Source organism: Rhodopseudomonas sp. P2A-2r, assembly GCF_026015985.1.
In the GTDB taxonomy this organism is placed as follows: domain Bacteria; phylum Pseudomonadota; class Alphaproteobacteria; order Rhizobiales; family Xanthobacteraceae; genus Tardiphaga.
This window is the reverse complement of sequence record NZ_CP110389.1, coordinates 4823283-4836270: the sequence shown is the minus strand read 5'-3', so window position 1 is coordinate 4836270 and position 12988 is coordinate 4823283. Positions and strand designations below refer to the sequence as shown.

General features: G+C 65.6%; 10 protein-coding genes and 1 pseudogene. 7 read left to right on the top strand and 4 right to left on the bottom strand.

The genetic code is table 11. The annotated features are described in order from the left end of the window. Positions 1-29: 29 nt before the first annotated feature. From ONR75_RS23325 to ONR75_RS23295, 7 genes and pseudogenes are all read left to right on the top strand, one after another. Positions 30-2111, top strand: a complete 2082-nt coding sequence (locus ONR75_RS23325) for a hydantoinase/oxoprolinase family protein (protein WP_265079331.1) — start codon at positions 30-32, stop codon at positions 2109-2111. Beyond that, complete coding sequence (locus ONR75_RS23320) at positions 2108-3991, top strand: hydantoinase B/oxoprolinase family protein (protein WP_265079330.1); 1884 nt, start codon at positions 2108-2110, stop codon at positions 3989-3991. Before ONR75_RS23325 ends, ONR75_RS23320 begins: the two co-directional genes overlap by 4 nt. Before the next feature lie 136 nt (positions 3992-4127). Further along, complete coding sequence (locus tag ONR75_RS23315; RefSeq protein ID WP_265079329.1) at positions 4128-5105, top strand: ABC transporter substrate-binding protein; 978 nt, start codon at positions 4128-4130, stop codon at positions 5103-5105. 7 nt (positions 5106-5112) lie between these two features. Beyond that, positions 5113-5934: an ABC transporter ATP-binding protein gene (locus ONR75_RS23310; RefSeq protein WP_265079328.1), complete on the top strand. Its 822-nt coding sequence runs from the start codon at positions 5113-5115 to the stop codon at positions 5932-5934. A gap of 4 nt (positions 5935-5938) precedes the next feature. Further along, positions 5939-6700, top strand: a complete 762-nt coding sequence (locus ONR75_RS23305) for an ABC transporter permease (RefSeq protein WP_265079327.1) — start codon at positions 5939-5941, stop codon at positions 6698-6700. Positions 6701-6811: 111 nt separating this feature from the next. After that, positions 6812-7294: pseudogene (locus ONR75_RS23300) on the top strand (amidase); the annotation flags it as partial. Continuing rightward, a complete protein-coding gene (locus ONR75_RS23295) occupies positions 7221-8222 on the top strand; it encodes an amidase (protein WP_320109646.1) in 1002 nt (333 codons plus the stop codon). The pseudogene ONR75_RS23300 and the gene ONR75_RS23295, both read left to right, overlap by 74 nt. Before the next feature lie 137 nt (positions 8223-8359). Here ONR75_RS23295 and ONR75_RS23290 read toward each other — a convergent pair whose 3' ends face one another. From ONR75_RS23290 to ONR75_RS23275, 4 genes are read right to left on the bottom strand one after another with little or no spacing between them, the layout of a single operon-like run. Beyond that, complete coding sequence (locus ONR75_RS23290) at positions 8360-9223, bottom strand: NmrA family NAD(P)-binding protein (RefSeq protein WP_265079325.1); 864 nt, start codon at positions 9221-9223, stop codon at positions 8360-8362. After that, a complete protein-coding gene (locus ONR75_RS23285) occupies positions 9223-11571 on the bottom strand; it encodes a xanthine dehydrogenase family protein molybdopterin-binding subunit (RefSeq protein WP_265079324.1) in 2349 nt (782 codons plus the stop codon). The genes ONR75_RS23290 and ONR75_RS23285 overlap by 1 nt, the downstream gene beginning before the upstream one ends. A gap of 3 nt (positions 11572-11574) precedes the next feature. Continuing rightward, entirely contained in the window at positions 11575-12057 is a 483-nt protein-coding gene (locus ONR75_RS23280; RefSeq protein ID WP_265079323.1) for a (2Fe-2S)-binding protein, read from the bottom strand. After that, entirely contained in the window at positions 12047-12925 is an 879-nt protein-coding gene (locus ONR75_RS23275; protein ID WP_265079322.1) for an FAD binding domain-containing protein, read from the bottom strand. Before ONR75_RS23275 ends, ONR75_RS23280 begins: the two co-directional genes overlap by 11 nt. Positions 12926-12988: the final 63 nt, after the last annotated feature.

Sequence of the window (12988 nt, the reverse complement as noted above, 5' to 3'; positions counted from 1 at the left end):
TGCATGCGAACTCAGCAGGAACGGCGCGCATGACCCAGGTTTCTCCCCGCTTCCGGATCGGCATCGACACCGGCGGCACTTTTACCGACATCGTCGCGGTGGACGCGTCGACCGGCGCCATGTCGGTGACCAAGGTATCGAGCACGCCGTCGAACCCGGCGATCGGTCTGGTGCGCGGCGTCAACGACATCCTAGCCCAGGCCGGCGCCAGCCCCGCCGATGTCGCCGGTCTCGCCCATGGCACCACGGTGGCCACCAATGCGCTGCTGCAGGGCGGCATCTCCTCGCTCGGCCTGATCGTCACCGCGGGCTTCCGCCATCTGCTGGAGATCGCGCGGCAGTCGGTGCCCGACGGCTACGGCAATTCCTATTTCTGGGTGAAGCCGGAGCGGCTGGTGCCGCTGCAGTTCGTCCGTGAGGTCGCTGGACGCTTCGACTTCAAGGGCAAGGAACTGCGCCCGCTCGACGAGGACATGGTGCGCAACGCCGCACGTTATTTCAAAAGCTACAAGATCGAAGCCATCGGCATCTGCCTGATGCACTCTTACGCCAATGACAGCCATGAGCGCCGTGTCGCCGAGATCGTGGCCGAGGAGTATCCGGAGGCCACCCTGTCGCTGTCCTGCGTGGTGCTGCCGGAATACCGCGAATACGAGCGCGCGGTGACCACGCTGGTCGATGCCTTCGTGAAACCCTATCTCGATCGCTATCTCAAGCGCGTGCATGACGAGCTGGGTCCGCTGCAGAAGGTGCCGTTCCTGGTGATGCAGTCGAGCGGCGGCGTCGCCTCGTCCGAGCAGATCCTGCGAAAGCCCATCACCACGGCGTTGTCCGGGCCCGCCGCCGGCGCGCTCGGCAGCGCGGTGATTGCCGAAATCGCCGGCTTCCCCGATCTCGTCACGCTCGATGCCGGCGGCACCTCCACCGATTTCTGCCTGATCGAAGGCGCAAAACCGCAGCTCACCAATGGCGGCTCGGTCGGCGCCTTCCCGGTGCGGATTCCGATGATCGACATCACCACCATCGGCATTGGCGGCGGCTCGCTGGCCTGGATCAGCCGCGAGGGCCATCTCAAGGTCGGCCCGCGCAGCGCCGGCGCCGTGCCGGGGCCGATGTGCTATCCGAACGGCGGCGCAGAGCCGGCCATCACCGACGCCAATCTGGTGCTCGGGCGGCTGCCGCCGGCACTGATCGGCGGCGGCATTGCGCTGAATGTGGAGCGCGCCCGCGCCGGCATCGCTGCGCTGGCCGAAAAGCTGCCGGGCAACATGACAGCGGAGCAGCTTGCCGCGGGTATCATCGAGATCGCCAACTGGGCGCAGGCCAACGCGATCCGCCAGATGACCATCCAGCGCGGCATCGATCCCCGCGAATTCGCGCTGCTGTCGTTCGGCGGCGCGGGTCCCGTGCAGTCGCCGGCGGTGATGGACCTGTTGGGCATGAAGGCCTGCATCGTGCCGCCCAATCCCGGCAACCTCTCGGCCTTCGGCCTGCTTGCCGTGGACTGGCGCACCGATCACATCATCACCAAGGTGATGCATGAGGACGCCATCGATCTTGCCGATATCGCGTCACGCTATGCCGGGCTGGAGAAGGAAGCGGTCGCCAACCTCACGCGCGACGGCATCGCGGAATCGCAGATCCGCCTCGTGCGCGAAGCCGACCTACGTTACGCCGGACAGTCCATGGAGGTGCGGGTGACCGCGCCGTCGGGAGCGACCGATGCCACGTTCCTGGCCGGGCTGATCGGCGCCTTCCACGCCGCGCACAAAAAGACCTTCGGCTACGACTATGCGGGCCAGCAGAAGATCGAACTGGTCAATCTCTGCGTCTCCGGCTTCGGCGTGATCGAACGGCCGCAGATGCCGAAGCTCGACGCCGGCACCGGCCAGTTCGCGCCGAGCGGCACGCGGCCGGTGTATTTCGACGGCGGTTTTGTCGACACGCCGCTCTATGACCGCGCCATGCTGCCGCCGGGCGCGACGATTGTCGGCCCTGCGGTGGTCGAGGAATTCGGCTCCACCACCGTGGTGTTTCCGAACCAGCACCTCACCGTCGATCCGCACGGCATTCTCGTCATTCGCCCCGCAGCGCAGGAGTCCGCGCGATGAACATGCACAAGCCGCATCCCTGGCCGACCGCGCCCGTGCGCGAGGCCGCCCATGTCGATCCCATCGTGCTGCAGATCGTCGAGGGCACGCTGAATTCCATCGAGGCGGAAATCGAATACGCCATCGAGCGCACCGCGCGCTCGCCGATGATCCGCGAGGCCCATGACTTCCGTGTCGGGCTGTTCGACCGCTATTGCCGCAAGCTGACCGGGCGCTCCTATTCGGCGATGCCTAACGCCGTGGTGCGCGACTTTGCGCCGGAAACCATGAAGCCCGGCGACGTGTTCCTGATGAACGACACCTATCTCACCGAAGGCTCGATCGGCCATCTGCCGGATCTGTGCAGCACCGTGCCGGTGTTCTGCGACGGCATCGTGGTCGCCTATATCCAGGCCTTCGGCCATCACGACGACGTCGGCGGCAAGGTGCCGGGCTCGATGCCGGGCACCGCGGCTACGGTGTTCGAGGAAGGCATCGCGATCCCGCCGGTCAAGATCTACAGCGAGGGCGTCAAGAACGAGGCGGTGTTCACCATCATCAGGCGCAACACCCGCGTGCCCGAAATGCTGTCGGCCGATCTCGACAGCGAGGTGCAGGCCTGCCTGATGGGCGCGCGCCGCATGCAGGGGCTGTTCGAACGTTTCGGCAAGGATCAGGTCGAGGCCTGCTTCCAGGCCATCCTCGACAAGTGCCGCGACATCTACCGGAACGAACTGCTGAGCAAGATCGCCGACGGCGAATACGCCTGGGAGGATTACGTCGAGCACGACGGCATCACCGATCCCAAGTTGCACAAGATCGCGGTCAAGATGACCAAGACCGCGGGCAAGATTGTGCTGGATTTCAACGGCACCGATCCGCAGTCCACCGGCCCGATCAACTGGCCGACCGACTATGCCGACGGTGCCTTCCTGATCAAGTGGATTGCGCCGATCCTGCGCAACCTCGCCGACACGCCGGAGCGCGCCGCGGAGATCCATGTCAATGAAGGCGTCTGCGAGGTGTTCGAGATCGTGTTCCCGCCCAAGGGCACGCTGATCACGCCGGAATGGCCGGCGGCGACCAATGCCCGCTCCTTCGTGCTGCTGCGCAGCCTCGGCCTGCTGGCCGGCGTGGTGGCGAAGGCGGTGGACGGGCGGATGCCGGCGGACCAGGAGACCATCCGCTACACCGGCTTCTACGGCAATGACGCGGACGGCAAGCCGTTCCTGTCGCGCGAGGTGCTGGGCGGCGGCTCCGGCGGGCGCTATTACGCCGACGGCAACGATGCCATCCACATCGTGCCGGACTCCCGCAACCAGCCGGCGGAATTCACCGAGACTAGGTTTCCGGTGATGGTGGAAAAACTGGCGCTGTCGACGGATTCCGGCGGCGCCGGATTGCGCCGCGGCGGGCAGGGCTACGAGAAGCATTACCGCGCGCTGGTGGATTGCCGCACCATCGTCACCGCCGACCGCGTGCGGCTCGGCTGCTATGGCGTCAAGGGCGGCAAGGCCGGCGAACCGTTCTGCGTCACCGTGGATGCCGAGGGCGAGGCACGCAAGCTCGGCGGCCTGGTCGACGGTGCCAAGGTGCGGAAGGGGCAGGTGGTCAAGGTGGTCACCACCGGCGGCGGCGGTTGGGGCGATCCGCTGACCCGCGAACTGCCGCTGGTGCTGCGCGATGTCATCGAGGGCCGGGTCTCGGTCGCCGCGGCCATGCGCGACTATGGCGTGGTATTTTCTGCTGCAAGCACCGCTGAAGCGCCCGAGATCGACGAGGCCGCCACGCTGGCGCGCCGCGCCGAGCTGGCCGGCGCGCGCCCGGGCCCCCTGCCGATGATCGATCGCGGCGAGGGCTACGAAAAGATGCTGCGCGGCGAATTCAAGTCGCGGATGTGAGGGGGCGGCCGGTGACGGGCCACCGGCGGCGGTCGCAACCGGCACGAGTCTTGCTCTGAAAAAGGGCAGCTGCCGGTGACGGCGCGAGGGATTTTGCGGCGAGGGGCTCGCCATCTGCATCACAGGAGCACGACGGATGAATTCGCTAAATCGACTGGTATTCGCTCTGGCAACCATCGCGGCCGTGGCCGGCTTGGCCACCGACCGGGCCTCGGCCCAGGACAAGGTCGCGGTCGGCGTGTTTCCGCTGAGCTCGTCGCTGCCGTATTTCGTCGCGCTCGAGAAGGGCTTCTTCAAGGAGCAGAACATCGAGCCGGAAATGACCAAGCTGATGAGCGGCCCGGCCAACGTCGCGGCGCTGATCACCGGCCAGATCGAGGTCGCGGCGGTGATGGTGACGCTCGACGGCATGAATGCCAACGTCAAGAAGCCGGGCGTCGCGATGTATATCGCGCTCAACAGCCAGACCCCGGTCTACAAGATGGAGCAGTTCGTCGTCCGCACCGGCGTCAAGGCCGACAAGATTTCCGACCTCAAAGGCATGAAGCTGATGTCGGCGCCGGGCCCCGCCAACATGAACGCCGCCAAGGGCGTCCTCGCCAAGAACGGCCTGAAGGAAGGCGACTATACGCTCGACCAGCTCGACATGAGCCAGCACGTCAATGTCATGACCGCCGGCACGTTCGACGGCGGCTATACGCTGGAGCCCAATGCCTCGATGATGATTAAGGCCGGCGTCGCCCGCACGCTGGAGGCCGGCGTGCTCTCGAAGTACATCCTCGGCGACGAGAAGGCCGACGCCTATGCCGCCGGCTGCGCCATCACCTCGGACTTCATCCAGAAGCGCCCGGACGTCGCCAAACGCTTTGCCATGGCTTGGTCGAAGGCGCTGGATTACATCAACAAGAACCCCGACGACGCACGAAAGTACCTCGCCAAGAACACCTTCACGCCGGACAACGTCGTCGACATGGTATCGATGCTTGGCTACGTGATGGCCAAGGACATGACGCCGAAGCAGCTCGGCGACCTGCAGAAGCTGGTGGATTTCGGCACGTCGATCGGCTCGATCCCGGAGAAGGTCGACGCCACCAAATTCCTGTACAAGTATTGAGGTCGGCGTGACCCTGCAGGGCGCAGCAACCAGGCCATTGTCAGACAACGCGCGGGCCGCAGCCGTGCGGACCGCGCCGCATGTGACGATCCGTGGCCTGTCGAAGAAATTCTCCGACGCCACGATCTACGATAACTTCGATTTCGACATCCCGCGCGGTAAGCTGATGTCGGTGTTCGGCCCCAACGGCTGCGGCAAGAGCACGCTGATCAACATGATCGCCGGGTTGTTTCCCGCCGACAGTGGCGAGATCCTGTTCGACGGCCAGCCGCTCAACAAGATCAAGTTTGGCTATGTGTTCCAGAACTATCGCGAGGCGGTGTTCCCCTGGCTCAATGCCTTCGACAACATCGCCTATCCCCTCAAGGTGATGGGCGTGCCGAAGGCCGACCGCAATCTCCGTGTCGAGAAGATCGTGGCTACGCTCAACGTCAAGATCGATCTGAAGCTGTATCCCTACCAGATGTCCGGTGGCCAGCAGCAGCTGGTGTCGATCATGCGGGCGCTGGTGGTCGATCCGGAAATCCTGTTCCTCGACGAGCCGTTCTCGGCGCTGGATTACGAGATGACCCTGTTCATGCGCGAGCAATTGCAGCGCGTGTTCCAGGAGACCCACACTACCACGGTGTTGGTGTCGCACGATCTGGAGGAGGCGGTGTACCTGTCCGACCGTATCCTGCTGCTGTCGCGGCATCCCGCGCGCGCTGTGGAATTCGTGCACTACGATGCGCCACGGCCGCGCACGGATAAGACCATGACGGAAGCGGATTTCATCCAGACCAAGGCGCATTGCCTGGAAATCTTCCAGCGCGAAGTGCGCAAGGGGTGATGCGATGAACTGGAAGCGTCTGGAAATCCTGTTGCCCTTCGTCGGCGTCATCGTGTTGCTGGTGGTGTGGTCGTTCACCGTGTGGATGCGCGTCGTCGATCCCGTGCTGCTGCCGTCGCCCGTCGCCACCTTCAAGGCGCTGTGGGCCGGCATGTTCCACGGCAAGCTTGGCGTCGATTTCCTCAAGACGGTGGAGCGCACCATCTACTCCACCGTCATCGCGGCGCTGATCGCCATTCCGCTCGGCATCCTGCTGGGCTCTTCCGAAAAGCTCTACCGTTCGGTGGAGTTCCTCATCGACTTCTTCCGTTCGACGCCGGCCTCCGCCATGTTTCCCCTGTTCCTGGTACTGTTCGGCGTCGGCGACCGCACCAAGATCTCCGTGGCCGCCTTCGGCGCCGCGCTGGTCATCCTGTTCAACGTCGCCTATGGCGTGATGAATGCGCGCAAGACCCGCCTGCTGGCCGCCAAGGTGATGGGCGCGTCGCGCGCCCGCGTGCTGTGGGACGTGATGCTCTGGGAATCCATGCCGGCGACTTTCGTCGGCCTGCGCAACGGCGTGTCGCTGGCGCTGGTCATTGTGGTGGTTGCCGAGATGTTCATCGGCTCCGTCGACGGCCTCGGCCAGCGCGTGTTCGAGGCGCAGCAGATGTTCGAGATGCCCGACATGTATGCCGCCATCTTCGCCGCCGGCGCGCTCGGCTACGGCCTCAACCTGCTGTTCCTGACCATCGAGCGCCGCTTCGTGCACTGGGCAGGGAAGTAGCATTCACCAACGCCCAGTTTCGTCATGGCCGGCGCATGCCGGCCATCCACGTCTGGCAGCGCAGAACATCGTGGATGGCCGGGACAAGCCCGGCCATGACGGGAGATCTCCATGTCCAACGATCTTTCAAGAAAATCCGCCTGTGAACTGGCGGCGTTGATCGCAAGCAGGGCCGTAAGTCCCGTCGAGGTGCTCGACGCGCATCTCGCTGTCATCGGCCGCATCAATCCGAAGCTCAATGCCATCGTCACGCTGGTCGCGGACAGCGCCAAGGTGCTGGCCAAGAAGGCTGAAGCTGCTGTGCTGCGCGGCGATCCACTCGGCGCGCTGCATGGCCTGCCTGTGGCTATCAAGGACATCACGCCGACGGCCGGTATCCGAACCACCTATGGCTCGCCGCGATTCAAGGATCATGTGCCGACCGAAGACGCCGAGGCGGTGCGCCGGCTGAAGGCCCATGGCGCCATCGTGCTGGGCAAGACCAACACCCCGGAATTCGCCGCCGGCGCCAACACTTTTAATGACGTGTTCGGCGTTACCCGCAATCCGTGGAATCCGGCGCTCAGCCCGTCAGGTTCGTCGGGCGGCTCGGCCGTGGCAGTGGCCACCGGCATGGTGCCGCTGGCGCAAGGTACCGACTTCGGCTGCTCGATTCTGTATGCCGGCGTCGTTCAACGGCATCTGCGGTATCCGCCCGACACCGGGGCTGACGCCCAATTATCCGATGCCGCTGGCCTGGGATCCCGGTCAGGTCCATGGGCCGCTGGCGCGCACGGCGGAAGACGCCGCTCTGATGCTCGACGCGCTGGTCGGCTACTCCCGGCGCTCGCCGATCTCCGTGGCGCCGCCCTGGGCCAGCGCCCGCGCTGTCGTGGCCGGGACGCATGACCTCAAGGGCCTGCGCATCGCCTATGTCTCGGATATCTCCGGCATCGGCGTAGATCCCGAGATCGACATGCTCTGCCGCGCCTGCGCGCTGTCGCTGGCGGATGCCGGCGCCAGCGTCGAGGAGATCGCCTTCGACATCTCCGATGGCAAGGCGCCGTATCAGGCTTGGCGCGGGCTGTGGATGGTCGGCCAGCAATATGAAAACCTCGATCACCTCGGCGAATTCGGCGTCAATCTCAAGGGCAATGTCGAGGCCGGTCTCAGGGTGACGGCGCTGGACTTCGCTGCGTCCGAGCAGAAACGTGCCGAACTGTTCCTGCGCTTCGCAAAATTCTTCGAGAGCTTCGATCTGCTGATCACCCCGCAATCGCCCGTCAAACAGTTCCCGGTGGAGATGAATTTTCCCACCGAAATCAACGGCAAAAAACTCGACAACTACACCGACTGGATCGCCGGCTCGTTCCTCATCACCCTGATGAGCCTGCCCGGCGGCGCGGTGCCGGCCGGCATGACGTCCGACGGCTTGCCGGTCGGCATCCAGATCGTCGGCCCGCGTTTCGAGGAGCCGCTGATTTTATCGGCGATGAAGATCGTGCAGCAGCTGCACCCCGTGGGCTGGCCGACGTTTGGGTGAGGCACGCTGCTCAAGTTTGTCATGGCCGGGCTTGACCCGGCCATCCACGACTTTCTCAGAATTCGACGACAACGAGCGACCTGCTCGCGACGAACGACGTGGATGGCCGGGTCAAGCCCGGCCATGACGTGGAGAGGTCATGCCTTTGGCTGGACGGCTACCCTTGCCGCAAACTCTGCCAGCGTCGTCGGTTTGCGCCCGAGCAGCCAGCCCAGCACGTTGGGATTGCCCTTCAGCCCGTCGCCGGCATAGGAAACGAACATCTTGGTCAGCACCGTCACCGTGTGCTCGTCCATGCCGTCGATGCGCGCGCGGGCCTGCCAGGCCTTGACCGATTCGGCTTCGGCACGCACCTCGCGGCCGAGCGCCGCCGCAAATGTTGCGGCGATCTCGTTCTGGTCGAGCGGCGCGGTGCCGACGAGTTCATAGGTGGCGAAGGCGTGGCCGTCCTCGGTCAGCACGCGGGCGGCGGCGGCGGCGACATCGTCGAGATCGACCAGGCTGAGCATGGTCTCCACCGGGTAGGGCACGCGGTAGAGTCCCTCGGTCGTCATGCGCTCACGCTCGCCGAGAATGTTCTGCATATAGGCGGTGGGCTGCAGGATGGTGAAGTTCAGCTCCGAGCTGAACAGCATTTCCTCGACGCGCATCTTGGCGAAATGATGCGGCATCGTTTCGATCTGCGGGTGCAGCACCGAGTGATAGACGAGCCGGGGCACTTCGGCGGCCTCCGCCGCGGCGATCACCGCGTCGGCATAGGCCACCTCGTGCGGGCTGGCATTGGGGCAGATATGATAGACCGCGTCGATGTCCTGCATCGCCCGCAGCAGCGCTGCGTCGTCGTCCAGCGCACCAATCGCCACATCGGCGGCGCCGATGCCTTTCAGCGCTTCGCTGTGTGCGGCGCTGCGTGCGAAGGCCCGCGCCGCGATACCGCGCGCCACCAGCGCAGCGATGACGGCGCGGCCGGCCTTGCCGCCGGCTGACGTAACCAGGATCATCAACGCACCTCTGTCGCCTTGCGGGTCAGTTCGAACAGCCGACTCGGGCTGAGCGGAATTTCCAGCAGTTCGACGCCTTTGGCGGCAAGGTCAAGCGCATCCTCGATGGCCTGCGCGAACAGGGCGCCGACCGGAATGGCACCGGCTTCGCCGGCGCCCTTGATGCCCATGGGATTGAGCGGCGACGGCGTCACCGTGTGGCTGAGTTCCATGCGCGGAACCTCCAGCGACGTCGGCAGCAGGTAGTCCGCCAGCGAGGCGTTGAGCAACTGGCCCTGATCGTCGAAGCAGAGTTTCTCATAGAAGGCGTTGCCGATGCCCTGGGCGACACCGCCCTGAATCTGGCCGGCCAGAATCAGCGGATTGAGCACGGTGCCGCAGTCATGCACCACGACGTATTTCAGGATCTTGAGGTCGAAGGTGCGCGGGTCCATCTCGACGATGATGGCTTGGACGCCGTTGGCGGTGGCGCCGCTTGGCGGGCCAAAGTACTGGGTCGATTCGAGGCCCGGCTCGGTGCCCGGCTTGACCGCGCCGCGCATGGGATTGGCCGATGCTGCAAGCTCGCCCATGGTGACGAACTGGCCGGGCACGCCGACCAGCGACACGCGGCCGTCGGCAATCACCAGATCGTCCTCGGAACATTCGAAGCGGTCGCTGGCCAGTTTCAGCGCCTTCTGCCGCACCACCTTGGCGGCTTCGTTCACCGCATTGCCGGCGACCACCGCGCCGCGGCTCGCGAATGTGCCGGCGCCCCAGTAGAACTGGTCGGTGTCGCCGGTGACTACGTCGATATCGCCGACCGCAATGCCGAGCTGATCGGCGGCGATCTGCGCGAACACCGTGAAATGGCCCTGGCCCTGGGTGCCGATGCCGGTGGCAATGGAGACGCGGCCGTTGGACTGCACCTGCACCTTGGCCCCTTCATAGGGGCCGATGCCGGTGCCTTCCACGTAGCAGGCGATGCCGAGGCCGATGTGCCGGCCCTGCGTACGCGCCGCAGCCTGTTCGTCCCGGAAGCCGGCATAGCCGATCGCCTCCAGCGCCATGTCCAGCACCGGCTCGTAATTGCCGCTGTCATAGCAGAGCGGCGCAAAATCCTGGTAGATGATCTCGTTGTTGTAGGGAAAGCCGTCGGCTGGAATGAGATTGATGCGGCGGATCTCGGCGCGGTCGATGCCGAGTTCGTTTGCGGCGAGATCGAGCAGCCGCTCCATCACGAACACGCCGTGCTGGCGGCCGGCGCCGCGATAGGGCGTCACGATCGGCAGGGTGGTGAACACCTGCGTAAACGTGCTGTCGTAGCTCGGCACCACATAGGGGCCGAGCAGGGTGCACTGGCTGTTGATCGGCACCGTCAGCCCGTAAGGATCGTAGGCGCCGCCGTCATGCAGGAACACATCCTTGACGCCGAGGATGCGGCCGTCTTTGCTCAGCGCCATTTCGGCATCGTGGATCTGGCCGCGCTCGTGCGTGGTGGCGAAGAAGTGCTCGAGCCGGTCCTCGATCCATTTGATGGGCCGGTTCAGCCGCATGGAGGCCCAGGGCAGCAGCAGTTCTTCCGGATAGAAGATCATGATCTTCGGGCCGAAGCCGCCGCCGACGAACGGCGCGATCACGCGGATGTTGCGTTCGTTGAGGCCGAGCATGGCGGCCAGCCCGTTGCGCATGAACACCGGCGCCTGCGTGGTGTCCCACACCGTCATCTGCCCGGCGCGGGCATCCCATTGCGCGACCACGCCGCGGGTCTCGATCGGCGACGAGATGCCGTGCTCGTAGTGAAAGCGCCGCTTGACGATGCAACCGGCCTTCGCGGCCGCTGCGGCGTAGTTGCCCTTGCTCTGCCGCACATGAGCGGCGACGTTGGAGTCGAGGTCGTCATGCACGCGCGCCGATCCCGGCGCCAGGGCGCGTTCGAGATCGACCACCGCGTCGAGCGTCTCGAGCTCGACGTCGATATCGTCGAGCGCGTCCTCGGCGATGTAGCGGCTTTCGGCGATCACGATCACCAGCGGCTCGCCGACATGGCGTACCTTGCCTTTGGCTAGCGGGCCGTGGGTGCGCGCATTGAAGACGGCGCCGGGGATCGGTGGCGGCGGCACCACCACCGCATTGGGCTTCCAGTAATCGCCGAGATCCTCCGCCGTATAGGCGGCGATCACGCCGGGCCGCTTCAGCGCCCGGGAGACGTCGATGCTGACGATGCGGGCATGCGCCACCTGGCTGCGCAGCAGCGCGGCGTGCAGCAGGCCGGGGAGTTCGACGTCGTCGACGAACAGCGCCTGGCCGGTCAGCAGCTTGCGGTCCTCGTTGCGCTTGACGGGTTCGCCGAGGGTGCGGGTGGACATGGCTCAGCCTCGCATCTTGTCGGCAGCATCCAGCACCGCATCGACGATGTGCTGATAGCCGGTGCAGCGGCACAGGTTGCCAGACAGCGCCTCGCGCGCCTCCTGTTCGCTGGGCGCGGGATGTTCGTCGAGAAACGCGGTCATGGTCATCAGGACGCCCGGCGTGCAGTAGCCGCATTGCAGGCCGTGATGGTCGTGCATGGCCTGCTGCAGCGGATGATAGGCGCCGTCGGGGCCGGCGAGCCCCTCGATGGTGGCGATGGCGCGGCCGTTGGCCTGCACCGCCAGCATCAGGCAGGCGCGCACCGGTTCGCCGTCGAGCTGGATGGTGCAGGCGCCACAGACGCCGTGTTCGCAGCCCACATGGGTGCCGGCCAGTCCGAGTTCGTGGCGCAGGAAGTCGCTGAGCAGCATCCGCGATTCCACGCGCTTGTTGTAGCTAATTCCGTTCACCGTGACGGTGATATCGTGAAAATCATTGTCCATGGCGGGCCCGCATGTGCGCCGTGGTCAGCGTCCGCTCCACCAGCACGCCGGCGATGTGGCGTTGATAGGCAGCGGTGGCGTGGACGCTGCCGGGTGGATCGAGCATGGCCTGCACCGCGGCGGCGACATCGCAGATAGCGGCGTCGGTGATGTCCGCTTGGCCGAGCAGCGCGTCCGCGGCGCCGCCGGCATCGACAGGCATCTCGCCGACGCCGCATAGCACCAGTCGCACGTTCGAACAGATGTAGTCGCCGTCCAGCGTCACCATGGCGGCCACGCCGGCAATGGCAAAATCGCCACGTCGACGTGCCACTTCCATGAAGCAGCTGCCGCTGCGCGCGGGCGCTGCCGGCAGTTCGATCTCCACCAGCATTTCGTCCGGCGCAAGCGCGGTGGTCAGGCCACCGAGAAAGAATTCGCTCGCCGGCAGCACGCGTTCGCCGTGCGCCGAGGCGATCCGCAGGCTGGCGCCGAGTGCCACCATGATGGCCGGCATTTCCGAGGCCGGATCGGCGTGGCACAGATTGCCGCCAAGCGTGCCGCGGTTGCGGATCTGCGGATGGGCGATTTCCGGCAGCGCTTCGCCGATCAGCGGAAAGCGCGCCTGGATCCCGGCGTCGCGCTCCAGCGCGCGGTAGCGCGTCAGCGCGCCGATCTGTGTGGCATGGTCGCTGCAGCGAACGCCGGCCAGCTCATTCACGCCGTTGATGTCGATCAGCACGGCCGGCCGCGCCAGCCGGAAATTCATGGTCGGCATCAGGCTCTGGCCGCCGGCGAGGAACTTGGCCTCATCGCCATGCTCCGCCTTCAGCGCCAGCGCGTGGCCGAGCGATGTCGCGGCGATGTATCGAAAGGCAGCTGGCTTCATGACGCTCGAAGGCAGGATTGCAGGACGGTCACGCAGCGTGACGCGCCCTGCGAAGTATGAGGT